Source organism: Nocardia farcinica, assembly GCF_001182745.1.
GTDB classification, from domain to species: Bacteria; Actinomycetota; Actinomycetes; order Mycobacteriales; family Mycobacteriaceae; genus Nocardia; species Nocardia farcinica.
Genome location: NZ_LN868938.1, coordinates 2,994,305 through 3,019,162, shown reverse-complemented (window position 1 = coordinate 3,019,162; position 24,858 = coordinate 2,994,305). Strand labels below are relative to the sequence as shown.

Here is a 24,858-nt window from a genome sequence, read left to right as displayed (position 1 = left end):
GGACGCGCCGTTTAGTAGCTTGGCATCCGGGCTGATCGCACCCACCGGACCGTCGAACGAAGAGAGCTGATCGATGCCGACCTCTACCGCGCGGGCACACATCGGTGTGACCGGACTGGCTGTCATGGGCAGCAACATCGCCCGCAATTTCGCCCGGCACGGCTACACCGTCGCGCTGCACAACCGCTCGGTGGCCAAGACCGACGCGCTGCTGGCCGAACACGGCGGCGACGGCGACTTCGTCCGCACCGAGACCATCGAGGAGTTCGTGGCGGCGCTCGAGCGGCCGCGGCGGGTGCTGATCATGGTCAAGGCGGGCGAGGCGACCGACGCGGTGATCGAGGAACTGGCCGCGGCGATGGAGCCGGGCGACATCATCATCGACGGCGGCAACGCCCTCTACACCGACACCATCCGCCGCGAGGCCGCCCTGCGCGAGCGCGGGCTGAACTTCGTCGGCGCCGGCATCTCCGGCGGCGAGGAGGGCGCGCTCAACGGCCCGGCGATCATGCCGGGCGGCCCGGCCGAGTCCTATGAATCGCTCGGCCCGCTGCTGGAATCCATCGCGGCGAAGGTCGACGGCACCCCCTGCTGCACCCACATCGGCCCCGACGGTTCGGGTCATTTCGTGAAGATGGTGCACAACGGCATCGAGTACGCCGACATGCAGCTGATCGGCGAGGCCTACCACCTGTTCCGCGACGCGCTCGGCTTCGACGCCGGGCAGATCGCCGCGGTGTTCACGCAGTGGAACAGCGGCGACCTGGAGAGCTACCTGGTGGAGATCACCGCCGAGGTGCTGAACCAGGTCGACGCCAAGACCGGCCGCCCGCTGGTGGACGTGATCGTCGACGCCGCCGAGCAGAAGGGCACCGGCCGCTGGACGGTGAAGTCGGCGCTGGATCTGGGGGTTCCGGTCACCGGCATCGCCGAGGCGGTGTTCGCCAGGGCGCTGTCGGGTTCGCGCGCCCAGCGCAAGGCCGCCACGGGCCTGGCCGCGGGCACCCTCGCCGACCGCCCCACCGATGTCGAGCAGTTCACCGAGGACATCCGCCGCGCGCTCTACGCCTCCAAGGTGGTGGCCTACGCGCAGGGCTTCGACCAGATCGCCGCGGGCAGCGCCGAATACGGCTGGAACCTGCGCCCGGGCGACCTGGCGACCATCTGGCGTGGCGGCTGCATCATCCGCGCCCGGTTCCTCAACCGGATCAAGGAGGCCTACGACAAGGATCCGCAGCTGCCGAGCCTGATCCTGGACCCGTACTTCCGCGAGGCCATCGAGGCGGGTATCGACAGCTGGCGCCGCGTGGTGTCCACCGCGACCCTGCTCGGTATCCCGGTGCCCGCGTTCGGTTCCTCGCTGTCCTACTACGACGCGCTGCGCTCGCCGCGGCTGCCCGCCGCGCTCACCCAGGCCCAGCGCGACTACTTCGGCGCCCACACCTACGAACGCATCGACGCCGACGGCAAGTACCACACCCTCTGGAGCGGCGACCGCAGCGAAGTCACCGCCTAGACGGGTCAGCGGCCGGAGGCGGTAGCGCAGCGTGACCACGGAGGCCGCCCCGCTCAGGCGAATTGAGCACAGCCTGACGGGTCAAGCGGCCGGTCCTTTCGCCGGTCAGATGACGGTGCCGACGTCCTCGGCGACGAGGGTGTCGAGGGCGTGTTCGGCCACCGCGGCGATCGTCATGGACGGGTTGCAGGCCGCGGTGTTGCCGGGCATCAGCGCGCCGTCGAGTACGTACAGGCCGGGCTGGTCGTGCACCCGTCCGTACACGTCGCACACCGTGCCCATGCAGGCGCCGCCCAGGGCGTGCCAGGTGGAGGGGAAGAGCTCGTTGGTGTCGATCAGTACCGTGCCCGGTCCGGCGATGCGGTGCGCGAGCGGGCCGATGCGGGTGTTCTGGATGGTGGCGTCGCCGGTCGCGGGCCAGTGCAGCACCGCCTCTTCGGCGGCGTGGTCGTAGGCGAAGTGCCCGCGGTCGGCGCTGACGCCGTAGCCGACCATCATGGTGCTCATCGGATCCACCTGCAGTGGCGGGATGGAGGCCTGGATGAGCGTGCACGCCCGGTGTGGGTCGTCCCAGATCTTGCTGCCGTAGACCACCGGACCGCCCTGCGCGCGACCGAAGTTCGCCGCCGGGTTGAACCATGCGTAGATGCGGTCGGCGTTGGTGCCCCAGCCGTGGCCGAGCGCGTCGGGCAGGTCCGGGATGCGGCCGGTGGCGGCGGCTCGCACCAGCAGTTTGGTGGTGTTGAGGCTGCCCGCGGCCATGATCAGCGCCCCGGTGGTGATGATCTTCTGCTCGAGCACCGCGCCGGTGGTGTCGAGCCGGTCGACGTGGACCGTCCAGCGGCCGTCGGCGGCGCGCTCGACGTCGGTCACCTGGTGCAGGGTTTCCACCCGGACCAGTCCGGTGGCCTCGGCGGCGGCGATGTAGGTGACGTCGACGGAGTTCTTGCCGCCGTTGTTGACGCCCATCGCGCCGTCGCCGTTGGTGTAGGAGGGCTTCATCTCCCCGCGCAACTCGGCCAGCGCGTAGTTCCAGTCGATCGGCATGGGGATCTTGTCCAGCGGTAGGCCGGCCTTGCGGACGTGGTCGGCGAAGACCCGGGCCGCGAGATAGTTGGGGGAGTCGATCAGTTCGTCCGGGGCGACCGCGAGGCCGAGCATCCGCGCGACCCGCGGGAAATGCACCCGGTCCAGCACGTCCCAGTCGAGTTCGGCCGGGAAGTGCAGTTCGAACACCGCTCGCGCCGGTTGCAGCGACATCCCTTGGTAGACCAGCGATCCGCCGCCCAGGCCGGCGGCGCACAGCGCGGTCATGTTCGCCCCGGCGACGGCCTCGATCAGGCCGGTGTAGGGCTCGAACGCCAGCGGTTGGCCGAACAGGTTGGGATTGGACCGGTACCACAGCAGCCGTTTGTCCGGCGCCGAGGCGCGCGGGAAGGTCTCGGCGTTGGGGCCGGTCGGCCAGCGCATGCCGCGCTCGAGCAGCAGCACGGGCACGCCGGCCTGGGCCAGCCGCAGCGCGCTCACGCCGCCGCCGAACCCGGAGCCGACCACGACGGCGCGGTGTTCTTCCCTGGTCAGGGGGATCTGGTTGACGCGGGCGGCCACGGGTTGCCGCCCTGTGCTGTGCGCGGCGGCGAGCAGCACGCCCGCCGCCGCGGCTCCGGTCAGCAGGGACCGGCGCGTGATCTCCGACATTCGCCACCTTGTGTCACGAGGATGACCGGACACCGTTGTCCGGTCGGTGGGAGTCTGCCGCCGAGGAGCCCTGGGCGTCAAGAGTTTCGCGGGAAGACGGGGGATGCCGGCGCCGGGTCGCCGATGGCATGCTGTCCGCTATGGCCGATATTCGCCTGGACGTCACCGACGCCATCGCCACCATCACCCTGCACCGTCCCGAGCAACTCAACGCGTTCACCCTCGCGATGAGCCGTGAGCTGATCGAGGCGTTCGACACCTGCGACAACGACGACGCGGTGCGCGCCGTCGTGATCACCGGCGCCGGGCGCGCGTTCTGCGCGGGGGCCGATCTGTCCCTGGGCGCGGAGACCTTCGCCGCGCCCGAGGACGCCGACTCCTACCGGGACGCCGGTGGTGAGGTGGTGCTGCGGATGTTCGAGTCCCGCAAGCCGATCATCGCCGCGGTGAACGGGCCCGCCGTCGGCGTCGGCATCACCATGACGCTGGCGGCCGATTTCCGCCTCGCCGTCGAGACCGCGCGCATCGGCTTCGTCTTCAACCGCCGCGGTATCGTCCCCGAATCCTGCTCGAGCTGGTTCCTGCCCCGCCTGGTGCCCATGCAGACCGCGCTGGACTGGGTGTATTCCGGGCGGCTGGTGGACGCCGACGAAGCGCACCGCGCCGGACTCTTCGCCGCCCTGCACGCGCCGGAGAAGCTGCTGGACGAGGCGTATGCCCTGGCCAAGCGGGTCACCGAGCAGTCGGCGCCGGTCTCGGTGGCGCTGTCGCGGCAGATGCTCTGGCGCGGCCTCGGCGCCGACCACCCGATGATCGCCCACCGCGTGGAATCGCGCGGCCTGCACCACCGCGGCGCCAGTGCCGATGCGCGCGAAGGGGTCACCGCCTTCCTGGAGAAGCGCCCCGCCCGGTTCCCGGACAGCGTGCGGGACCTGCCCGACATCTTCGGCGACGACCTGCCGGTGCCGCCGTTCCGGAGCTGAACCGGACCCGCCCGCAGCCGGTTCGGATCGGCACCCGACGACGAGAACCGCGGCGGCGGCGCGGTTCTCAGCGCGCGAAGCGTCCGGCGAACGCGCGCAAGGGCAGATCGGCGCTGGTGAGTATCCCCGACGGGGCCGCGACGACCGACCGGATCGCGTTGAGGGCGGGCAGGCCGGTCACGGTCATGCCGATGGACGCGAACGAGGACGGGTCGGTGAGATCGACACCGGCCCTGGGGAAGATCATGTGCTTGCTGTACACGTTCGGGTCGCCGGTGATCCGGGTGATGTAGCAGCCCTTGATCTCCCACTTCGGGTCGGTGTGCGGGGTCATCTGCCATTCCAGGTGCGATTCCACCCGCGCCACCCCGTCGACCATGCCGCGGTAGCGGATGTAACTGCCGCCGAGAGAGCCCTCGGGCAGGTGGTACCAGCCCAGGTCGACGTCCTTGGTGCACGCGCCGAGCCGGTAGTCGAAGGTGACCTCGTCGAGGGTCAGGTCGAAGCAGTCGGCCATCAGGTGCACGGAGTCGGCGAAGACGCTGGTGTACTTCTCCAGCGAGCCGGGGATCGACGGATCGTCCACCGGCAGGCCGTAACCCACCGCGCGCCAGGTCTCGGCCGAGTGGTGACACGACACGTCCACCGACTCGATGACGGTGACGTTCTCGATGTCGGCCACGTCGCAAGTGTGCACGATGCCGAGGATCTGGCACAGGCCGGGATTCATCCCGGTGCCGTAGAAGGTCGAGCCGCCCTTCCGGCACGCCTCGGCGATCACCTCGCTGGTCCGGCGGCCGGAGGGGTGCGGGTGATTGGCGTCGCGGTGGTGGCCGGTGATCCAGTCGGCGGTGGTGACCACGTCGATCCCGGCCTCGAGCACCCGCACGTAGAGGTCCTCGTCGGGGAAGACGCCGTGGAAGGTCAGCACATCGGGCCGGGCGGCGAGGATCTCGTCCACCGAACCGGTCGCCACCACCCCGATCGGGGCAAGTCCGGCCAGCTCGCCGACGTCGCGGCCGATCTTCTCCGGTGTGTAGCAGTGCACGCCGATCAGCTCCAGGTCGGGATGATTGCCGATGCGCTTGATCATCTCGGTGCCGACATTGCCGGTGGCCACCTGGAAGACGCGGATCGGTGGTCGGGTGCGCTCGGTCATCGTCGTCCGTCCTTCTGTCGAGAATGGTTGTTCGGTGCGAACATTCAGCGCACCCGGTCGGCGGGATAGAACTGCCGCGCCCAGGTGCGCAGTGCCTTGAATCCCGCGTATTCGGCGCGGGCCAGCGCGGGCGGATCGGAATAGCGCTGGTGTGACCAGATGTGGATGTCGGCGAGGAACTGATCGATCACCGCCTGTCCGAACATCAGCGCCTTGTCCGACGGGTTGTCGCGGTCCTTGCCCGGCGGGCAGCCGATCCACACGGTGAACCGCACGTCGCAGGTGGCGTCGTCGACCGGGGTCACCGCCGAGACGGTGCGGTTGTCGACCATGCCCCAGCTCTTGGTGACCGCGACGCCGAGTCCGGCGTTGATCGCCTGCACGCCGCTGCGCACGTCGTCGGCGGATCGGGCGCCCTCGCCGAAATCGATGGTGAAATCCACCCGGGAGATCGGCGCGTCGAACTCCTGACGGGTGAACACCGGCACGATCGGCACCTTGTGCACGTATGTGAAATGCGCGAAGTCCACGCCGTTTTCGAGCACGTACTGCGGATGCAGTTCCAGCCGTTCGCGGAACAGGGTGCCGTGCGGGTGGGCGCGGTGGTAGTCGGCTTCGGTGCGCCCGTCGCCGAATCCGGTGAACACGTCGGGCACCTCGAAATACGGTGCCCTGCCGTGCACGTCGTGCCAGAGGTAGATCGACTCGTTGCGCTCGACGACGGGGTAGCTGCGGATGCGGCGCACCGGATTGGGGCGGTCCTCGTAGGGGATGCAGACGTTGCGGCCCTCGCGGTTCCATTCCCAGCCGTGGAACGGGCACACGATCCGCTCGCCGTCGACGGTGCCGCCGTGGCCCAGGTGGGCGCCGAGGTGCTCGCAATAGGCGTCCATCACCGCGACGGCGCCGGAGGCGCTGCGCCAGCAGATCATCTCGCGCCCGAAATAGCTCATCCGGCGGACCTCGCCGACGCCGACCTCGGCCGACCAGGCGACCTGGAACCAGCCGGTGGGATTCATCGGTAGCGGCGGTTTGGCCATCGGGAGCCCCTTCCTCGTTCGAAAGGAATCGTAGTGGGCTCTGTGAAAGTTTGGCAGAGACTTCTATGAAATCGGCCTGCCGCTACCATCCGACCCATGACCGAGGCCGACTCCAGCAATCGGCGCGCCAACCGGCGCGGCATGGCGACCCGGGAGAGCATGCTCGACGCCGCGCTGCGCTCGCTGGCCACCGGAGACCCCGGCTCGGTCTCGGGTAACCGCATCGCCAAGGACATCGGCGCGACCTGGGGTGCGCTGAAATACCAGTTCGGCGACATCGACGGCCTGTGGGCCGCCGTGTTACGCCGCACCGCCGAGCGCCGCGGGGAACTGCCGGTCGGCCTCGCCCCGGGCGGACCGCTGCGCGAACGTGTCGCGGCCACGGTCGACACGCTCTTCCGTGGGCTCACCGGCACCGACTCACGCGCGATCGAGACCCTGCGCGCCGCGCTGCCGCGGGAACACGCCGAACTCGAACGGCTCTACCCCCGGACCGCCGCCGAACTGGCCTCCTGGAACAAGGCGTGGGTGCGCGCGTGCCAGAAGGCCTTCGCCGATCTCGACGTCGATCCCGAGCGGGTGCGCGAGGTCGCGGCCTTCCTGCCCGGCGCCATGCGCGGCATCGTCTCCGAACAGCAGCTGGGCACCTACGTGGACCTCGCCGAGGCCCGCCGCGGGCTGGCCGCCGCCATCGTCGCCTACCTCGAACACTCCCGGCCCGCACGGCGCTGACCGGCCGGGCCGCACGGGCCGGAGGCCGCCCCGATTGATCCGTCCCGGGCGGGGTAGCTCGAAGCCGACGACGAAAGGGGCCGGCCATGACACGCGAGCGCGACGACGCGGACACCCGCGACGAGGACGAACCGAAGGGCGGCAGGCCCGGGCCGACCGATCAGGGCCGCGACGGCGGAATGGCCACGCGGGAGCTCGCGCCCGAGCTCACCGAGCCGGAGGAATCCCGCGACTGAGCGGCACGGGTCGTTTGAGCAGGACGGCGCCCGGGTAGGCGGGGCGAGACCCCGTTCGACGAAGGAGCCGACCATGGCGCGTTCACTGGCCGATCAGACCGAGACGGAACTGGGCGGTGCGCGCAGCGTGCTCACCATGCAGCGCCGCGACCATCAGGACCTGGAGGCGCTGCTCGAGCGCATCGGCAGCAGCGCGGGCGACGAGCGCGCGGCGGCGCTCACCGAACTGTGCCGCCTGGTGTTCCCGCACGCCTTCGCCGAGGAGGCGGTGCTGTGGCCGCTGCTGCGCCGGGTGCTGCCCGACGGCGAGGAACTGACGCTGCGGGTCGAACAGGAGCACCAGGAGATCAACGAACTGTTCACCCGCCTGGAGACGATGGATGTCGACAGCCGGGAGCACCACCTGCTCTTCGCCCGGATCGCGCAATTGCTGCGCGAGGACGTCCGCGACGAGGAGGACGTGTTGTTGCCGAAGTTGCAGGAGGCGGTCGGCGCCGACACGCTGCGCCGGATCGGCTGGGCATGGCTGGCGGTGCGCCGGACCGCGCCCACCCGGCCGCACCCGACGGTCGCGCGCAGGCTGCCGGGCAACGCCCTGGCGGCGGTGCCGCTGGCGCCGCTGGATCGGTCGCGGGACCGGCTCGATCAGGTGGCCCGGCGGGCGCCCGGCCGGTGGGCGACCGGATGTGTGCGCGCCAGCCGGGCGCTGGCGCAGGTCGCCGGCGCGGTGGAGCACCTGCCGCCGCTGCGCCGCGGCGAGCATCCGTCCACCCGCACCTGATCCACGGCGCGATGGAGCGGCGTGGCCCGCCGCTCCATTTTCGGGTGCGCGAAACACGGTGGCGCCCAAACAGTTCCGGAAATTGCCAGGCGGAAATTCTCAGGTTTGTGGGTGCGAGGGCGAGGTACTGCCGCCAGGGGAGGGGAAGTCCCGTTCACTTCGCTGGGAGGCGTGGATGTTCCGTCATACCGATTACCTGCAGTTCGATGTGAAACCCGAGAAGCCCGACCCCGTGTACGCGCGCAAGCTCCAAGAGCTCATCGGCGGGGCCTTCGGCGAGATGACCGTCACCATGCAGTACCTGTTCCAAGGCTGGAACTGCCGGATGCCGGGCAAGTACAAGGACATGATCATGGACGTGGCCACCGAGGAGATCGGGCACGTCGAGATGATCGCGACCATGGTCGCGCGGCTGCTCGAAGGTGCGCCCGCCACCCGCGCCACCCAGGAGGCCGCCGCCGATCCCGTGGTCGCCGCCGTGCTCGGTGGCATGGATCCGCAGCAGGCGATCGTCTCCGGCGGCGGGCCGACGTTGTCCGACGCCAACGGCGTGCCCTGGAACGGCCGCTACATCGTCGCCAGCGGCAACCTGCTCGCCGACTTCCGCGCCAACGTCACCGCCGAGTCGCAGGGCCGCATCCAGACCGCGCGCCTGTACAACATGACCGACGACCCGGGCGTGAAGAACATGCTCAAGTTCAACCTCGCCCGCGACACCTATCACCAGAACCTCTGGCTCGCGGCCATCGAGCAGTTGAAGGAGGACGGTCTCGAGGGCACCGTCACCCCGGACGCGCTGTTCGACGAGGAGTACTCCGAGCACGCCACCAGCCTGTGGCACCTGTCCGACGGCACCCAGTCCGATCAGGGCCGGTGGGCGGGCGGCGTGGCGCCGGACGGGGTGCACCAGAACGGCTTCCTCGCCGATCCACAGCCGCTGGGCGACAAGGCCTCCGCGCCGCCGCCGGACCCCAAGCTCTACGCCACCTACGACGGTTCGCAGGGCGAGCCGCGCTCGGCGGCCTTCGGCACCGAGGCGGGGCTGATGGGCAAGGTCAAGGACGCGCTCGATCCCAACAAGCCCTGAGCCCCGGCTCGGTCACCGCAGCACCGGTGCGCCGGGCGCTACCCGTTCGCCAGAGCGACCAGGTGCCGGCGCAGCCAGGTGAGCGAGGTGTCGCCACCGGCCACCGGGTAGGACGGGTAACTCTGATGCGCGCCGGATTCGAGGAAGTTGTCGATCTGGCGCCTGCGCTCCTCGTAGGCGGAGTTGTTGAGCTGATCGTGCAGCAGCCCGAGCCCGCCCGCGGCCAGCACGTCGCCGACCAGGTCGCCTGCGGGCAACTGGTCGAACTGGGAAGGATCGGAGGCCTGGGCGAGGATTCCGGCGATGCGGGCGGCGAAATCGCCCTCCGGAGTGGCGCAGTAGAGGTCACCGGGCGCGCAGAAGGTGTAGGTGACCGGGGTGAGCCAGCCGAAGCCGCCCACCCGCGGACCACCCGCGCCCGCGCCGGGCACCGGGGGGCCGATGAGCTGGTCGGTGGGCGAACGGCGCGGGTCGGCGATGAGCCCGACCAACCCGACCCGGTTCGGAGCGACGACGCCGAGGCCCGTACCGATCTGGGCCGCGAGATCACCGGCCGCGTCGGCGCCCTGGCTGTAGCCGAGCAGCGCGAAACGCGTCTCGGGGCACTGGGCGCCGACGTCGCGGATCAACGCGCGGGCGATGTCGGTGGCCTCGCGCTTGGAGCGACCGTAGACCTCGCCCTCCCAGGGGAAGGCCGTGGCCGGATAGGCGACGTAGTCGGTGCGGACGTCGCCCGGCAAACCGTCCGCGACCGCGGCGAGCATGCCCTTGCCGGGTTCGTTCTTGGAGGTCTCCCAGGTGCCGGGGATCGCCACCACGTGGAGATCCGGGCAGGGGCCGGGGGCGGCCTGGGCGGTGGATGCGGCGCCGATGGGTAGCACGGCCGCGACCATCGCAACCGCGCATACCGTGGCGTTCGTCCATCGAGAGAGCATCGTCGTACTCCGTCTCTGCACTGCCGAGCGCGAGGCCCGGGCGGCGAAGACGCCCTTGGGTCAGGGCGCCGGTCGGGTCGGTGTCGGGGACGTGAGGGGTACTGCCGAAGCGGTCGACGGGCGGGCCCATCGCCGGGAGGGCATCGGTGACCAGGGCTTCGGTGACCAGGGCACCGGTGACCTTCCCAGACGGAATGGTAGTCGGCGAGTGGCTAAGCTGCTGCGTCTATGGCTCTCAACGCGACGATGCACTCCTTCGCCATCCAACTCGCCGACGTCGACCGCGGCGTCTACACCGACATGGAGGTGCGCGTCGCCCGGCATCCGTCCGAGACCGCGGAATTCATGCTCACCCGCCTGCTGGCCTACTGCCTGGAGTACACCGAGGGCATCGCCTTCAGTGACGGCGGTGTGTCGGCCACCGACGAGCCCGCGGTCGCGGTCCGCGACGCCACCGGCCGGCTGCTGTGCTGGATCGAGATCGGCGCCCCGGATGCCGAACGCGTGCATCGCGGCAGCAAAGCCGCCGAGCGGGTCGCGATCTACACCCACCGCGATCCCGCCAAGGTGCTGGCGCAACTGCGCGGCAAGCGCATCCATCGCGCCGAGCAGATCCCGCTGTACGCCCTCGACCGCGCGTTCATCGATGCCGCGGTGGCCGCGATCGAGCGGCGCAACACGCTCACCCTGTCGGTCACCGAGCGGCGGCTCTACCTGGATGTCAACGGCACCGGATTCGAGACCGCCGTCACCGAGCACCGACTCGGCTAGCCTCCCCGGCCGCCGGGCCGGGCCTGCCAGACTTCGCACTACACACCGGGAACCGAGACGAGGAGGAGACGAATGGCCAGGCGTGAACGGGGGACCACGGGACGGGAGATCGCGAGCCTGCTGCTGCGCGGCGTCGTGGGCGGCACCATGATCGCCCACGGCGTCAAGCACGCCCGCACCCTGGACGGGACCGCCGGGTGGTTCGGTGCCATCGGGTTCCGGCGTCCTCGACTCCAGGCGCAGGCGAGCGCGGCCGTGGAGGTCGGCTCGGGCGCACTGCTGGTGGCGGGCGCGGGCACACCGGTGGCGGCCGCGGCGGTGGTCGGCACGATGGGCGTGGCGGCCAGGTCGGTGCACGCGCCCAACGGTTTCTTCATCACCGATCAGGGCTGGGAGTACGTGGCGAACCTGGCGACCGCGGCGGTCGCGCTGGCCGGCATCGGCCCCGGCCGTTTCAGCGTGGATCGCGCGACCGGCCTGGACGGCAGGATCTCCGGCGCCAAGGCCGCCGCGCTCGCCGCCGGTCTCGGCATCGCCGCGGCGGCCGCCCAGCTGGCGCTGTTCTGGACTCCGCCGAAACCGGAAGCGGACGAAACGGATTCGCCCATCGGCTGAGCGGGGACAGTGGCGCTGAAGGTCAACAGCGGCACGGCCGCGACAACGCACCGCGCCGCCGCCGTCAGCCGCGCGCCCGCCCGACGCTCGTGAGGGCGAACACGATGTCGACCGCCGCGGCCGCCAGCCGCTCGCGCGCGAGCGCCAGGCGGCCGTCGGCCCAGTCCAGGTAGAGCGCGATCAGAGCGCCGCCCAGCGCGGTCGCCTGAACGGCGAGGGCCTCCTCGTCGGCGGGCAGCAGCGCATCCGCCTCCGCGCCGAGCAGTCCCACCAGCGCGCGGATGAAGGCCGGCGCCCGCGCGGCGCTGTGCTCGTGCAGGGTGTCGTCACCCAGCGGTTCGCGCAACAGGATCCGCGCCCGCCGCGGATCCTCCTCGAAGTACCGCGCGCAGCGGTCGACCACCTCGCGCACGTCGGCGCGCAGGTCACCACTCGGCACCACGTCCTCGACCCGCGCCAGTAGTCCCGCCTCCACCCGGTCGTACACCGTGCGCAGCAGGTCTTCCCTGGTCTCGAAGCTCTCGTAGAAATAGCGCGGGCTCAGCGCGGCCTGCCGGGTCACCGCCCGCATGGTCACCGCCGCGGCGCCCGCGGTGCCCAGCAGCTGTGTGCCGACCGCGAGCAACTGCTCGCGCCGGTCGGCGCTGCGGTCGTCGAGGGTCTGGCCCCGCCACAGTTTGGGGGCGCTCACGGTGTCCGCGCGCTCCTGGTCGACCGCCCTCCTCGCCACGGTGCCTCATCCTAGGCCGGATGCGGCGGGTCGAGTGGGGCGCCGGTGCGGTCGGGCCGCGTTCGGCGGCGCGCGAGTACGGCCGGTGGGCGGTATCGTGCGCGGTGTGCGGGGGATCGACCACAAGCCGGACGCCGAGGATCCGAAGCGGATCAGGATCAGCCGCGGGCTGCCCGCCGATGTCTCCCGCGCGGAACTCACCTACCGGGTGCCCGGCGGGATCGGCGGCACCCGCGTCGTGCGCCGCTCGCAGGCCGAGTTCGCGCACCTGCGCACCGCCGTCGACGGCGTCTACGAGGGCCCGTGGAGCGAGCCTGCCCGGCTGTCGCTGTCGGAGGCCGATCACTACCTGCGCCAGGTGCGCGCCCGGATCGCCGAGCGGGAGGACCGGATTCGCCGCTTACGCGAATCGATCGATCTCACCTGCCCCTGGTGTCACCGGCAGCGCACCTACCTGGGCGTGCTCGGCTTCCTCACCGGCCACCGCGGGTTCCTCACCGACCATCCGAGCGAGCTCGGGCAGCAGGTTCTCGACCAGCACGCCTATCGGTGCGACGGGTGCGGCTCGATGCAGTTCTTCGCCGACGGGTTCCTCGCGCACCCGCTGCCCGGCGGGGAGTCGGGCCCGTGAGGGCTATCCGCGCGGCGCGGCAGGCTGCCGGGTCTGGGCGATGATCGCCGAGCCCATCCAGCGGCGCAGATACCGGCGCAGCTCGTCCTCGGTGCGCGGCGGATGGCCGGGGGAGACGAAGAACGACTGCATGGTGCGCAGGATGTACTCGACGAGTTCGGGCAGTGATTCGTCGTCGTAGCCGTAGCGTTCCCAGTCCACGTCGAAGCGGCGGATCATGGTGAGGCCGAAGGCCTTGGCCTCTTCGGAGGTGATGCCGTCGCTGTGCACGTTGGCGTAGCTGCCGGTGATCAGGATGCCCAGGTGCGGGGTGCGGCGCACCTCGGTGAGGGTGAACACCACGCCCTCGGTCATCGCCTCCACCGGATCCTCCAGCCCCGCGACGTGGGCGGCGAGGCGGTCGAGGAAGCCGTCCACCGAGGCGATCGCCGCGGCCTTCATCAGGGCCTCGGCGCTGGGGAAGTAGCGGTAGACGGTCTGGCGGATGACCCCGAGCGATTCGGCGACGTCGGCGATGCTGATCTCGGCTCCGGTGCGCGCGATGAGATCGACCGCGGTGGCGACGATCCGGCGCGTGGCCTCCTCGTCGCTGTCCGGCGGACTACCGCCCCACCCGCGCCTTCGTGCCACCGCCCGCTTCCTCGGCTCCGCTCGTCTCCGGATCAGCCGCTCATCTCCAGATCAAGGGCTCGACGCTATCACAGCGCCCGCGACCGCCGGTGGTGCCGAATCTCGGCAAAGTGATCATACACATTGGGCGGTCTGTGTATGGTTGTGCTGACAGTGGCTCGCCGTGGGCGCGGCCACCCGCTTCCGTCAGACGAGGTAGCCATGACCGACCTGGTAGTCCGAAAGATGAACTTCGCCTTCGAGGATCACGAAGTGCCGTTCCTGTGGAACCCGCGCAATCCGGCGTTCTCGAGCATGGCCAACGCGGTGTCGTTCCTGGCCATCGGTTTCGAGAAGATGATCGTGAACATGATCCTGCAGGCCAAGCCGCTGATCACCGATCCGGCGGTGGCCGAGGAGGCCGAGGCGTTCATGCGCCAGGAGGGCCAGCACTCCACCGCGCACCGCCAGCACGTGAAGGGCCTGATCCGGCACTACCCGGGCCTGCAGGAAACCCTCGACGAGGTGATCGGCGCCTTCGACCAGCTCACCCGCGACACCTCCCTCGAGTACCGCCTCGCCTACACCGCCGACCTCGAGGCCACCTTCACCCCCGTCTTCAAACTCATGCTCGACAACGAGGCCGCGCTGTTCCGCCCCGGCGACGACCGGGTGGCCTCGCTGTTCATCTGGCACTTCGTCGAGGAGGTCGAACACCGCAGCTCGGCGCTGATCATCTTCGACTCGGTGGTGGGCAGCGACCTGTACCGGATGCGGGTGGCGCCCTCGATCTTCAAGCACGTGCTCGACGTCATCAAGATCGCCTCGGCGGGCTTCAACAAGCATGTGCCGCTGGCCGAACGGCAGGTCGACGCGCTGGCCATGTTCGCCAGGTACCGGCGCATGCAGACGCTGCGCAAGTGGGTGCCGGGGCTGACACCGACCAACGACGGGCCGATGCTGCGCGCGTTCGACGAACTGCCGCTGCGTGAGCAGCTGATCGCGCTGGTCGGCATCGTGCGCAGCCAGCTGCCCAAGCACAATCCCGCCCACGAGAAGCTGCCCGCGCTGGCCGACGAGTGGTTCCGGCGCTACGAGGCGGGCTACGACGTGCAGCGCTGGTACACCGCCGAATCGAACAATTCGACCACCGCGTCGTAGGGAGTGGCCGCACCATGTCCGATCGCTGTTCGCCCACCTTCGCCCAACTCGCCGAGGAGCTGGGCTTCTCCTGCGCCGAAGCCGGCGGCCTCGTGGAATTCCGCAGCCCGTTCGCGCTGGAGAACTGGACCCTGCCGGTGCTGGAGCTGACCATCGTCGTCGGCGCGGTCCTGGCCCTGGTGCTGGCCGTGCTGCGGCTGCGCCGCCAGGGCGACCCCACCAACCTGGTGCTGTGGTTCGGCGCGACCGCCTACCTGTTCGTCATCGAGCCGCCGCTGTACTTCCCGGCCGCGTTCGGCATCGAGGAACACGTGGACACGATGTTCGCGCACAACGTGTTCACCGTCGATTTCCTGTGGGGCAGGCTGCCGCTCTACATCGTGGCGATCTACCCGCTCATGGCCACCATCGCCTTCGAGATCGTCCGGATGCTCGGGGTGTTCCGCCGGTACGGCCCGGTGATCGGCGCGGCCTGCGTGGGCTTCGTGCACCACGCCTTCTACGAGATCTTCGATCACCTGGGGCCGCAGCTGCGGTGGTGGGAGTGGTCGACGACCAATCCGATCAACCAGCCGATGTTCGATTCCGTGCCGTTCCCGAGCGTGGTCGTCTTCGCCGCGCTGTGGCCGATGTCGCTGGCGTTCTGCGTGCAGTGGTTCGTGGGCAGGCACGTCGACCGCGGCCGCGAGTTCGGCGGCGTCGAACTGGTCTGGCGGACCGTGGTGATCGGGCTGCTGGCCTCGGTCGGCACCTTCCTGCTGCCGCTGCCCGCGACCGTGCTCGGCCTGGCGGGCACGCCGGTGCGCGGCGTGGTGTACGGCCTGGAACTGCTGGCCGTCAGCGCGGTGGCGGTGTGGGCGCTGACCCGCCAGTGGTCGCTGCTGCGCCGGGATCCGGCACAGGGACCGGGCTTCGTCGACGACTTCGCCCGCTGGTACGCGGTGGTGTATCTGGCCGTGATGGCGCTGCTGTGGGTGACCGCGCTGCCCGCCTACTTCGGGGCGGTCGACGGCATCACCGACAACGGCGACCCGATCGGCAACCTCTGGTACACGCTGCTGTGCTTCGCGATCGCGATCGCCTGCGTGCTCGCGGTGTTCACGATCCCGCGGGTGCGGCCCAGCTCGGCCACCGACAGCGCCGAGGCGCAGCCGCAACCGGCGTGAGTCCGGTCAGCTGTTCCTGCCCGGCTCGGGCAGGAACAGCGGCGGCAGGTAGTGCAGCATCAACGTCGACCAGGTCAGGTGGGTCAGCAGCGACGCGGTGATGCCGCCGGTGCGGCGGCGTTGCAGGCCGAACAGCGACCCCATGACGGCCGCGGCGAGCACCAGCGCGGGGTTGCGGGTCGCCGTCGTGGTGAGCACGTACACGCCGGTCGAGACCGCGACCGGATGGGTGCCCGCCGCCGCGTAGACGGCCCCGCGGAAGAACACCTCCTCGGCGGCGCCGTTGGCGAGCGCGGTCAGCAGCACCGCCGGGGTGCGGCCGCGGTCGGCGTAGCGCAGCAGGTGCGCGATGGCCCTGCGCAGCAGCGGAATCCGCCGGGCCACCAGCGCGCAGCCGTAGAACACGCCGAAGGCGCCCACGCCGAGCAGCACCGGGGGCAGCACCCGCCGATCGCCGGGCGGCCCGGGCGGGGTGGCGGCCAGCCCGCCCGCGGTGAACGTCGCGGCGGTGGCGAGCGTCAGGCCGTAGAAACGGGCGCTGTCCGGCGGCGCGGTCAACGAGACGCCGAGCAGGCCGGTGCCGAGCGCGCCCACCAGCACGACCGGGGCTCGGTCGCGGCGGTTCACGTCCCGTCCCGGAGGCCGACGCGCTCGCCGAGCGCCCGCAGCACCGCCGCGTCGTAGCCCATCGGCTCGAAGGGCAGGAACTCGCGAATGGCGGTGTCGCGCACCAGCACCTCGTTGACCATCGAATCGACCAGGGACCGGCCGGTGCGCACGTCGACATCGGTGACCAGCGCCAGCCACTGGGCCGACAACCGCGGCGACAGCAGCGGCACCGGCAGGATCAGCGCGGGCCTGCCCTCGATGCGCGCCACCCGGCGCAGCATGTCGAGGTAGGCCAGCACGTCGGGACCGCCGATGTCGAAGGTGCGTCCGGCGGTCCCGGGGATCTCGAGCACGCCGACGAGATAGCGGATGACATCGTCGGCGGCGATCGGCTGGGTGCGGGTGCGCACCCAGCGCGGGGCCACCATCACCGGCAGGTGCTCCACCAGCTGGCGGGTGATCTCCCACGAGATCCCGCCGTGCCCCACGATGATTCCCGCCCGCAGCGTGGTGACCGGAACGCCGCCGTCGGCCAGCAGGCTCTCCACTTCCCGGCGGCTGCGCAGGTGCTCGGACAGGTCGTCGTTGTCGTCGCCCAGCCCGCCGAGATAGATGATCCGGTCCACGCCCGCCGCGGCCGCGGCGGTGCCGAAATTGCGGGCCGCGGTCGCATCGCGGGCGCGGAAGTCGGTCTTCGTCAGCGAATGGACCAGGTAGTAGGCGCTGTCGCAGCCGTCGAGGGCCGCGCGCAGCGAGGCCGGGTCGGCGACGTCGGCGCCGACCGGGGTGCCCACGCCGCGATAGCTCATCGGGGCCCGCGTCATCGCCCGCACCCGATGCCCGGCCGTCACCAGCTTCGGGCACAGCCGTTGCCCGATGAATCCGGTGGCTCCCGCGACGAGCACGTCCATCGCGCATCCTCTCGGTGGGGCGGGACATGGACTCGGGGCCCGACACCGCCCCGGACTGCTCTGCGCCAGACTACCGCCGCCGCCCACCACGCGCCGTGACGGTTTGCCCCGCGCCGCCCCGGGTACCGCCTCGACCGACGCCGTCACCGACGAACGGTCTCCGGCGATGCGTCAGCCGCCGACATCCGAGGAGAAGTCCGCCCATGCGAGCACCCACGATCGATTCGACCGCCGGCGTTGTGGCCGGTTCGTCCGCCGCCGGGACGGATCGCGCGAAGGCCCCCGTCACGAAGCCGCGCCGATGAGTGGCCCGCAGGTGCGCGGGCTCGCGCTGGCCCGCGCGCACGGGGCGTTCAACCTGGTCGGCGGGCTGTGGCCGCTGGTGAGTGTCCGCAGTTTCGAGGCCGTGTTCGGCCCCAAGCAGGACCGGTGGCTGCAGTACACCGTGGGCGGCCTGCTGGCGGGCACCGGCGTGGTGCAGTTGCTGGCCGAGCCGACTCCGGCCGGTGTGCGGGCCGCGCGCCGCGCCGGGCTGGTTCCGGCGGTCTGGCTGCTCGCCATCGACCTCGTGTTCGTGCCCGCCGGGCGGATACCCCCGACCTATCTGCTGGACGCGGCGATGGAGGTGGGCTGGCTGGCGGCCTGGGCCCGCCAGATTGCGCGGGAACATTCCTGACATGCGGGTTTAGCCGCGCCTAGAACGGGTACGACGGGCCGGAACGGGGGGATCCGGTGTGGTGAGGAGGAGCCGTGACCGCAACACCCGCTCAGCGCCGTCCCGCTCTCCCGGCGACTCGCCCCTACCCGGCGCGGCACGGACCCAAGGGCTCCTACCTGCGCAAGATGGTCACCACCACCGATCCCAAGGACCTCGGTGTCCTGTATCTGGTCTCGGCCACCGGGTTCTTCCTCATCGGCGGGCTGCTGGCCCTGCTCATGCGCGGCGAGCTGGCCCGGCCGGGGCTGCAGTTCCTCTCGGCCGAGCAGTACAACCAGTTGTTCACCATGCACGGCACGATCATGCTGCTGTTCTACGCGACACCGGTGGTGTTCGGATTCGCCAACGCGGTGCTGCCGTTGCAGATCGGTGCCCCCGACGTGGCGTTCCCGCGCCTGAACGCCTTCAGCTACTGGCTGTACCTGTTCGGCGCGACGATGGCCACCGCGGGCTTCCTCACCCCCGGCGGCGCCGCCGACTTCGGCTGGACGGCCTACACCCCGCTGAGCCTGAGCGAGCACTCGCCGGGTGTGGGCGCGGATCTGTGGATTCTCGGCCTGGCGGTGTCGGGCCTGGGCACCATCCTCGGCGCGGTCAACATGATCACGACCGTGGTGTGCCTGCGCGCGCCCGGCATGACGATGTTCCGGATGCCGATCTTCACCTGGAACATCCTGATCACCAGCATCCTGGTGCTGCTGGCATTCCCGATCCTCACCGCGGCGCTGATGGCGCTGGCCTACGACCGGCACCTCGGCGGGCACATCTACGACCCCGCCAACGGTGGGGCGATCCTCTACCAGCACCTGTTCTGGTTCTTCGGCCACCCCGAGGTCTACATCATCGCGTTGCCGTTCTTCGGGATCATCAGCGAGGTCATCCCGGTGTTCAGCCGCAAGCCGATCTTCGGCTACACGGCGCTGGTCTACGCGACGCTGGCGATCGCGGCGCTGTCGATGGCGGTGTGGGCGCACCACATGTACGCCACCGGCGCGGTGCTGCTGCCGTTCTTCTCGATGATGACCTTCCTCATCGCGGTGCCCACCGGGGTGAAGTTCTTCAACTGGATCGGCACCATGTGGAAGGGTCAGATCACCTTCGAGACACCGATGCTGTTCGCGATCGGCTTCATCGTGACGTTCCTGCTCGGCGGCCTGTCCGGGGTCATCCTGGCCAGCCCGCCGCTGGACTGGCACGTCACCGACTCCTACTTCGTGGTGGCGCACTTCCACTACGTGCTCTTCGGCACCATCGTGTTCGCCACCTTCGCCGGCATCTACTTCTGGTTCCCCAAGCTCACCGGCCGCTTCATGGACGAGCGGCTGGGCAGGCTGCACTTCTGGACCACGTTCCTCGGCTTCCACCTGACGTTCCTGGTGCAGCACTGGCTCGGCAACGAGGGCATGCCGCGCCGCTACGCCGACTACCTGCCGTCCGACGGCTTCACCGGCCTGAACACGGTGTCCACCATCGGATCGTTCCTGCTGGGCATCTCGATGGTCACCTTCGTGTGGAACGGCTTCAAGAGTTTCCGCTACGGCGAGGTGGTGACGGTGGACGACCCGTGGGGTGCGGGGAATTCGCTGGAGTGGGCCACCACCTGCCCGCCGCCGCGGCACAACTTCTACGAGCTGCCCCGGATCCGCTCCGAGCGACCGGCTTTCGAGCTGCACTATCCGCACATGGCCGAGCGGATGCGCGCCGAGGCGCACGCGGGCAGGCGCGCCGGGCACGGCGCGGGCGCGGAGCTCTCCGTGCCGTCCACCGTGGCCACGAAAGACGACGACCACACCAGCTGACCTGCTGATTCCGGAATTCGTTGGGATACAACCGGTTACCCCGACCGTAGGATGCGGTACTGTCGGGCGGTCCCGTGCACCTGGCGATCGGTTGCCCGGTGCGGCAACGGTCGTGTTCGGCGAATCGAGGCAGGTGTATGAACCACAAGCTCTGGTTGCTCGGGCGTTCCCTGACGGTCGGCACACGCATGCTGGGGGAGAAGATCACCCGGCCGAAGGCGCGCACCATCGACGACGTACCGGTCTCTGGGGAGACCATCACGCCGGAGTGGCTGACGGCCGTGCTGTGCCGGGATGTGCCCGGGGCGGAGGCGGTTTCGTTCGAGACCGCCGACGGCAGCGTCGGCACCTCCACCCGGGTGGCGATCCGCGTGCAGTACAACGAGACCGGTGCGGTGGCGGGGCTGCCGACGCGGCTGTTCGCCAAGACCACCACCGCCTTCTCGCAGCGCATCCTGCTCGGCGGCGGCAAGATGATCGACGGCGAGACCCGTTTCTTCCGCGACTTCCGTCCCCAGGTGGAGATGGAGGCGCCGATCGGCTACTGGGGCGCCGCCGATGCGGGATCGTGGCGTTCGATCGCCTTGATGGAGGACATCGCCGCCACCCGGGGCGCGCAGTTCATCGAGCCCAACGCCAGGATCGGGCGCGACCAGATGGAGGATCTGGTGCGCAATCTGGCCCGGCTGCACCGCACATTCTGGACGCATCCCGACATCGCGGTGCTCAAGACGACCACCGAGGCGTTGCAGGCGTATCTGGCCGCGATCGACATGAAGAAGCGCTGCGCGGTGGGATTGCGGCGCGCCGCCTCGGTGGTGCCGGAAGCGCTGCACGGACAGAGCGAGCGGCTGTGGGCCGGTGTCGCCCGCGCCATCGACATCGCCACCGACGAGATGCCGCAGACCCTGCTGCACGGTGACCCGCACATCGGGCAGACCTACCGGACCGACACCGGCCGGATGGGATTCGTGGACTGGCAGGTGGTGATGCGCGGCGGCTGGGCGCACGATTTCGCCTACACGGTCAACTCCGGGTGCGAGCCGGCGGACCGGCGGGAGTGGGATCGCGAGCTGCTCACCGCCTATCTCGACGAGCTCGGCGAGCTGGGGGGTAAGGCGCCCTCGTTCGACGAGGCGTGGCTGGCGTACCGGCAGCAATCAATGTTCGCCTACGCGGCATGGGCTTTCACCATCGGCCGCGCCGCCTACCAGCCGAAGATGCAGTCGGAGGAGACCTGTCTGACGCTGCTGCGCCGGATCACCACCGCCATCGACGATCACGATTCCCTGGGCGCCCTGGGCGTCTGATCGCGCCGCGTCCGGGCCGGATCGCGACCGACCGGTCTGGACGCGAAAAAGATTCTGCGCAGATGGTTTTCGGGTTGGATACCCATCCGCGCGCGGTCGGCTATACCATTCGACGAGTTCCGGTGGAGGCCGCGTCACGCGCTTCCAGAGCAGCGTCCCGGCACAGCGTGGTGCCACACTCGCAGTACACGTGAACAGTCTGGAGTTCTTCCTTTGAGTACGCCCCAGTCCCGGGTGCCGGTCCAGTCCTGCCCGGTTGCGCACGGTTCGCCGGTCACCTTCGACGAGGCTTCGGTGCCGCTCTACACACCGGAGTTCGCCGCCGACCCGCATCGGGTCTACCGCGAGATGCGGGCCCGCTACGGCTCCCTCGCGCCGGTGGAGCTGGCGCCCGGCGTGCCCGCCACGCTGGTGATCGGCTACGGCACCGCCCTGCGCATCCTCAACGACCCCGAGCACTTTCCCGCCGATCCGCGCACCTGGCAGAAGACGGTGCCCGCCGACTGCCCGATCCTGCCGCTGCTCGAGTGGCGGCCGATGGCCAGCCGCAGCACCGGTGCGGAGTTCGTGCGCTACCGGCAGGCCATCACCGCGAGCATCGACCAGGTCGACCTGTACGCGATGCACGACATCGTGGAGGAGGTCGCCGTTCCGCTGATCAACGCGTTCTGCCAGGACGGGCACGCCGACCTCATCCGCCAGTACGTCTTCCCGCTGGTCTTCGCCGTGGTCAACGCGATGCTCGGCTGCCCGCCGGAGATCGGCCAGCAGGTCGCCGCGGGCACCGCCGCGCTGCTCGAGGGCGTGGACGCGGAGAAGGGCAACCAACTGCTCGGCGAGGCGCTGCGGAAACTGGTGACGCTCAAGCGCTCCGAGCCGCGCCGCGACATCACCTCGATGCTGCTGCAGCATCCGTCCGGGCTCGACGACGTGGAGGTCTCCCACCACGTCTCGCAGGTCTACGGCACCGGGATCGAATTCGAGCTCAATCTGATCGTCAACACGCTGCTGCTGATCCTCACCGATCACCGCTTCGGCGACAGCGTGCTCGGCGGCAATCTCAGCTCGCGCGACGCGCTCGACGAGGTGCTGTTCAACGACCCGCCGCTGGCGAACCTGTTGATCACCTACCCCCGCCAGCCCGTCCTCATCGACGACGTCTGGTTGCCCGCCCACCAGCCGGTGGTCATCAGCATGGCCGCCTGCAACAACGACCCCGCCATCCGCGGCGGCGACCTCACCGGCAACCGCTCGCACCTGGCCTGGGGCGTGGGCCAGCACGCCTGCCCGGCGCAGTCGCTGGCCTACCTCATCGCCAAGGACGCCATCGACCAGCTGCTCGACGCGCTGCCGGAGATGCGCCTGGACCTGCCCGACGGCAAGCCGAACTGGCGCCCCGGCCCATTCCACCGCGCCCTGGCCGAACTACCCGTCACCTTCCCCCCGATGGCACCGCTGATCCGCTAGGCCCCGCCGCGACGGATTGTGCAGTTTCCGAACACCACGGGCTTTCGTGAGCCGCGAAGGTTGTCGCACAACCGAACGTCGCGAGGAGTGCTCATGAAAACCAAGGCCGCTGTGGTCCGTCAGGCGGGCAAGCCGATCGAGATCGAGGAGCTGGAGCTCGACAAGCCGCGCGAGGGCGAAGTGCTCATCCGCTACCTCTACGGCGGGTTGTGCCATTCCGACGTGCACATCGCCCACGGTGATCTCGAGGCGCGGCTGCCGATGGTGCTCGGACACGAGGGCGCGGGCATCATCGAGGAGGTCGGGCCCGGGGTCACCCGCGTCAAGCCCGGCGACCACGTCGTCTGTTCGTTCATCCCCAACTGCGGCACCTGCCGCTACTGCTCGAGCGGCCAGCAGTCGATCTGCGACATGGGCGCCACGATTCTGGACGGCTACCTGCCGGGCGAGCGGTTCCCGATCACCGGCCCGCTGGGCCGGTACGGTGCGATGTGCATGCTCGGCACGTTCAGCCAGTACGGCGTGATCCACCAGAACTCGTGCGTGAAGGTCGACGACGACCTGCCCCTGGACAAGGCGGTGCTGGTCGGCTGCGGTGTGCCCACCGGCTGGGGCGCGGCGGTCAACACCGCCGAGGTCAAGGCGGGCCAGACCGTCGTGGTGATGGGGATCGGCGGCATCGGCATCAACGCCGTGCAGGGCGCGGCGCTGGCCGGGGCGAAGAACGTCATCGCGATCGACCCGCTGCCGAACAAGCGGGAGAAGGCGATGGAGCTGGGCGCCACGCACGCCTTCGCCAGCGCCGACGAGGCCATGCAGACCATCACCGACCTGACCCGCGGCCAGATGGCGGACTCGGCGATCCTGACCCCCGGCCTGATGACCTCCGAGATCGTGCAGGGCGGCTTCGACGCGGTCGGCAAGGGCGGCGTGGTGGTGCTCACCGGCCTGAACAAGCTCGAGGAGACCACCGTCCAGCTGTCCGGCTCGGTGATGACGCTGTTCCGTAAGCAACTGCGCGGCAGCCTGTTCGGTGACTGCAACCCGACCGTCGACATCCCGCGCATCCTGGGCCTGTACCAGTCCGGCGACCTCAAGCTCGACGAGCTGATCACCAAGACCTACACCCTGGAACAGGTCAACGAGGGCTACGACGACCTGCTCAACGGCAAGAACGTGCGCGGCGTGCTCGTGCACGACCACTCGTGACCCTCACCGACGGGTGTGCCACGTCGGCGGGCGGCGCGCTCGCGCCCGCCGACGTCGTCGTCGACCGCGCCAGGGAGATCCAGCTCGTGGAGGCCGCCCTGGCCAGTGGCGCGCACGTCGTCCTGGAAGGCCCGCCCGGCACCGGCAAGAGCACGCTGCTGCGTGATCTGGCGGTGCGCCGCGCCAGCTCGTTCGTGCTGGTGGAGGGCAATGCGGAGCTGACCCCGGCGCGCATCGTCGGCCAGTTCGACCCCGCGCAGGTGTTGCAGCGCGGCTACGACCCGGCGATCTTCGTGGACGGACCGCTGCTCACCGCGATGCGCGAGGGCGGGCTGTTCTACGTCGAGGAGATCAACCGGGTGCCGGAGGAAACCCTCAACACGCTGATCACGGTGATGTCCGAGCGGGAGATCGCGGTGCCACGGCTCGGCACGATCGCCGCCGCGCCCGGCTTCGCGCTGGTCGCGGCGATGAACCCGTTCGACGCGGTGGGCACCGCGCGCATCTCGAGCGCGGTGCACGACCGGATGTGCCGGGTCGCGATGGACTACCAGTCGGCCGAGGCCGAGCAGACCATCGTGGCGCGGCGGGCCCCGCGCGTGTCCGACGAGTGGCGGTCGCGGGCGGTGGAGTTGGTGCGGGCGACGCGGTCGCACCCCGATCTGCGGGTGGGGTCCTCGGTGCGCGGGGCGATCGATCTGGTCGGTGTCGCCCACCATCTGGCGGCGGCGCGCGGCGCGCCCACGGCGGACTGGCACGTGGGGCTGGACGCGGCGCGGGTCGCGCTGAGCGGTCGGGTGCAGGTGCACCGATCGGCGGGCCGCACCGCCGAGGACGTGATCGAGGAGATCTATACCGCCGTCTTCGGTCCCGCGCCGGACACGCCGGAGCCCTCGGAGGCGGGTGGTCCGGGGGAACGCTGAGCCCGCCCCCGGCCGGGGCGGGCGCTTCCCGGTCACCCGAACAGGACCGCGGGCCGCGCCGG

25 protein-coding genes are annotated in these 24,858 nt (G+C 70.3%); 17 read left to right on the top strand and 8 right to left on the bottom strand.

Annotated elements, in window-relative coordinates; genetic code table 11:
* Nucleotides 1-73: 73 nt before the first annotated feature.
* Complete coding sequence (gndA, locus tag AMO33_RS14375; RefSeq protein WP_011207705.1) at nucleotides 74-1,516, top strand: NADP-dependent phosphogluconate dehydrogenase; 1,443 nt, start codon at nucleotides 74-76, stop codon at nucleotides 1,514-1,516.
* Nucleotides 1,517-1,621: 105 nt separating this feature from the next.
* Here gndA and AMO33_RS14370 read toward each other — a convergent pair whose 3' ends face one another.
* Entirely contained in the window at nucleotides 1,622-3,214 is a 1,593-nt protein-coding gene (locus tag AMO33_RS14370; RefSeq protein ID WP_082668667.1) for a GMC oxidoreductase, read from the bottom strand.
* A 140-nt stretch (nucleotides 3,215-3,354) separates the two neighbouring features.
* On the opposite strand from AMO33_RS14370, the gene AMO33_RS14365 reads away from it, so the two are divergent.
* On the top strand, nucleotides 3,355-4,197 hold the full coding sequence (locus AMO33_RS14365; protein WP_167547513.1) for a crotonase/enoyl-CoA hydratase family protein: 843 nt from the start codon (nucleotides 3,355-3,357) through the stop codon (nucleotides 4,195-4,197).
* Between the two features lie 67 nt (nucleotides 4,198-4,264).
* Here the strand turns inward: AMO33_RS14365 and AMO33_RS14360 are convergent, their stop codons facing one another.
* Both AMO33_RS14360 and AMO33_RS14355 read right to left on the bottom strand, forming a co-directional pair.
* Nucleotides 4,265-5,356 carry an NAD(P)H-dependent amine dehydrogenase family protein gene (locus tag AMO33_RS14360; protein WP_060592933.1) on the bottom strand — a complete coding sequence of 364 codons (1,092 nt, stop codon included), beginning with the start codon at nucleotides 5,354-5,356 and terminating at the stop codon, nucleotides 4,265-4,267.
* A 44-nt stretch (nucleotides 5,357-5,400) separates the two neighbouring features.
* Entirely contained in the window at nucleotides 5,401-6,396 is a 996-nt protein-coding gene (locus AMO33_RS14355; protein ID WP_060592932.1) for a Rieske 2Fe-2S domain-containing protein, read from the bottom strand.
* A gap of 96 nt (nucleotides 6,397-6,492) precedes the next feature.
* Between AMO33_RS14355 and AMO33_RS14350 the strand changes: the two genes are divergently transcribed.
* From AMO33_RS14350 to AMO33_RS14340, 4 genes are all read left to right on the top strand, one after another.
* Complete coding sequence (locus AMO33_RS14350; RefSeq protein ID WP_060592931.1) at nucleotides 6,493-7,128, top strand: TetR/AcrR family transcriptional regulator; 636 nt, start codon at nucleotides 6,493-6,495, stop codon at nucleotides 7,126-7,128.
* A gap of 86 nt (nucleotides 7,129-7,214) precedes the next feature.
* A complete protein-coding gene (locus tag AMO33_RS32085; RefSeq protein ID WP_167547512.1) occupies nucleotides 7,215-7,364 on the top strand; it encodes a hypothetical protein in 150 nt (49 codons plus the stop codon).
* Nucleotides 7,365-7,437: 73 nt separating this feature from the next.
* The gene (locus tag AMO33_RS14345) at nucleotides 7,438-8,145 is read left to right on the top strand and encodes a hemerythrin domain-containing protein (protein ID WP_060592930.1); all 708 of its coding nucleotides are present in this window, start codon (nucleotides 7,438-7,440) and stop codon (nucleotides 8,143-8,145) included.
* Between the two features lie 175 nt (nucleotides 8,146-8,320).
* Nucleotides 8,321-9,232, top strand: coding sequence for a manganese catalase family protein (locus AMO33_RS14340; RefSeq protein WP_060592929.1), 912 nt, complete (start codon nucleotides 8,321-8,323; stop codon nucleotides 9,230-9,232).
* A gap of 38 nt (nucleotides 9,233-9,270) precedes the next feature.
* On the opposite strand, the gene AMO33_RS14335 is transcribed toward AMO33_RS14340, so the two are convergent.
* Nucleotides 9,271-10,167 (bottom strand): cutinase family protein, encoded by an 897-nt coding sequence (locus AMO33_RS14335; RefSeq protein ID WP_011207713.1) that lies wholly within the window; start codon nucleotides 10,165-10,167, stop codon nucleotides 9,271-9,273.
* A gap of 228 nt (nucleotides 10,168-10,395) precedes the next feature.
* Between AMO33_RS14335 and AMO33_RS14330 the strand changes: the two genes are divergently transcribed.
* Both AMO33_RS14330 and AMO33_RS14325 read left to right on the top strand, forming a co-directional pair.
* Nucleotides 10,396-10,938, top strand: coding sequence for a YaeQ family protein (locus tag AMO33_RS14330; RefSeq protein ID WP_060592928.1), 543 nt, complete (start codon nucleotides 10,396-10,398; stop codon nucleotides 10,936-10,938).
* A gap of 72 nt (nucleotides 10,939-11,010) precedes the next feature.
* On the top strand, nucleotides 11,011-11,553 hold the full coding sequence (locus AMO33_RS14325; RefSeq protein ID WP_011207716.1) for a DoxX family protein: 543 nt from the start codon (nucleotides 11,011-11,013) through the stop codon (nucleotides 11,551-11,553).
* Between the two features lie 64 nt (nucleotides 11,554-11,617).
* Here AMO33_RS14325 and AMO33_RS14320 read toward each other — a convergent pair whose 3' ends face one another.
* The gene (locus AMO33_RS14320; RefSeq protein ID WP_082668666.1) at nucleotides 11,618-12,283 is read right to left on the bottom strand and encodes a TetR/AcrR family transcriptional regulator; all 666 of its coding nucleotides are present in this window, start codon (nucleotides 12,281-12,283) and stop codon (nucleotides 11,618-11,620) included.
* Nucleotides 12,284-12,389: 106 nt separating this feature from the next.
* Here AMO33_RS14320 and AMO33_RS14315 point away from each other — a divergent pair, with 106 nt between their 5' ends.
* Complete coding sequence (locus AMO33_RS14315) at nucleotides 12,390-12,914, top strand: hypothetical protein (RefSeq protein WP_139337510.1); 525 nt, start codon at nucleotides 12,390-12,392, stop codon at nucleotides 12,912-12,914.
* 3 nt (nucleotides 12,915-12,917) lie between these two features.
* Here the strand turns inward: AMO33_RS14315 and AMO33_RS14310 are convergent, their stop codons facing one another.
* Nucleotides 12,918-13,544, bottom strand: a complete 627-nt coding sequence (locus tag AMO33_RS14310) for a TetR/AcrR family transcriptional regulator (RefSeq protein WP_060592926.1) — start codon at nucleotides 13,542-13,544, stop codon at nucleotides 12,918-12,920.
* A 201-nt stretch (nucleotides 13,545-13,745) separates the two neighbouring features.
* Between AMO33_RS14310 and AMO33_RS14305 the strand changes: the two genes are divergently transcribed.
* Together AMO33_RS14305 and AMO33_RS14300 are read left to right on the top strand one after the other, a co-directional pair.
* On the top strand, nucleotides 13,746-14,684 hold the full coding sequence (locus AMO33_RS14305) for a metal-dependent hydrolase (RefSeq protein WP_060592925.1): 939 nt from the start codon (nucleotides 13,746-13,748) through the stop codon (nucleotides 14,682-14,684).
* 14 nt (nucleotides 14,685-14,698) lie between these two features.
* Entirely contained in the window at nucleotides 14,699-15,850 is a 1,152-nt protein-coding gene (locus AMO33_RS14300) for a hypothetical protein (protein ID WP_060592924.1), read from the top strand.
* Nucleotides 15,851-15,856: 6 nt separating this feature from the next.
* On the opposite strand, the gene AMO33_RS14295 is transcribed toward AMO33_RS14300, so the two are convergent.
* Complete coding sequence (locus tag AMO33_RS14295) at nucleotides 15,857-16,477, bottom strand: CPBP family intramembrane glutamic endopeptidase (protein ID WP_082668665.1); 621 nt, start codon at nucleotides 16,475-16,477, stop codon at nucleotides 15,857-15,859.
* On the bottom strand, nucleotides 16,474-17,370 hold the full coding sequence (locus AMO33_RS14290) for an NAD(P)H-binding protein (RefSeq protein ID WP_060592923.1): 897 nt from the start codon (nucleotides 17,368-17,370) through the stop codon (nucleotides 16,474-16,476). Before AMO33_RS14290 ends, AMO33_RS14295 begins: the two co-directional genes overlap by 4 nt.
* Before the next feature lie 301 nt (nucleotides 17,371-17,671).
* Here AMO33_RS14290 and AMO33_RS14285 point away from each other — a divergent pair, with 301 nt between their 5' ends.
* The 6 genes from AMO33_RS14285 to AMO33_RS14260 all read left to right on the top strand — a co-directional run bounded on the left by AMO33_RS14285 (nucleotide 17,672) and on the right by AMO33_RS14260 (nucleotide 24,796).
* On the top strand, nucleotides 17,672-18,046 hold the full coding sequence (locus tag AMO33_RS14285; protein ID WP_060592922.1) for a hypothetical protein: 375 nt from the start codon (nucleotides 17,672-17,674) through the stop codon (nucleotides 18,044-18,046).
* A gap of 74 nt (nucleotides 18,047-18,120) precedes the next feature.
* A complete protein-coding gene (gene ctaD, locus AMO33_RS14280) occupies nucleotides 18,121-19,887 on the top strand; it encodes an aa3-type cytochrome oxidase subunit I (protein ID WP_011207724.1) in 1,767 nt (588 codons plus the stop codon).
* A 137-nt stretch (nucleotides 19,888-20,024) separates the two neighbouring features.
* Nucleotides 20,025-21,197: an aminoglycoside phosphotransferase family protein gene (locus tag AMO33_RS14275; protein WP_060592921.1), complete on the top strand. Its 1,173-nt coding sequence runs from the start codon at nucleotides 20,025-20,027 to the stop codon at nucleotides 21,195-21,197.
* A 213-nt stretch (nucleotides 21,198-21,410) separates the two neighbouring features.
* Nucleotides 21,411-22,664, top strand: coding sequence for a cytochrome P450 family protein (locus AMO33_RS14270; RefSeq protein ID WP_060592920.1), 1,254 nt, complete (start codon nucleotides 21,411-21,413; stop codon nucleotides 22,662-22,664).
* A gap of 93 nt (nucleotides 22,665-22,757) precedes the next feature.
* The gene (locus AMO33_RS14265; RefSeq protein ID WP_011207727.1) at nucleotides 22,758-23,873 is read left to right on the top strand and encodes an NDMA-dependent alcohol dehydrogenase; all 1,116 of its coding nucleotides are present in this window, start codon (nucleotides 22,758-22,760) and stop codon (nucleotides 23,871-23,873) included.
* Nucleotides 23,870-24,796 carry an AAA family ATPase gene (locus AMO33_RS14260; RefSeq protein ID WP_011207728.1) on the top strand — a complete coding sequence of 309 codons (927 nt, stop codon included), beginning with the start codon at nucleotides 23,870-23,872 and terminating at the stop codon, nucleotides 24,794-24,796. The genes AMO33_RS14265 and AMO33_RS14260 overlap by 4 nt, the downstream gene beginning before the upstream one ends.
* Nucleotides 24,797-24,858 lie beyond the last annotated feature (62 nt).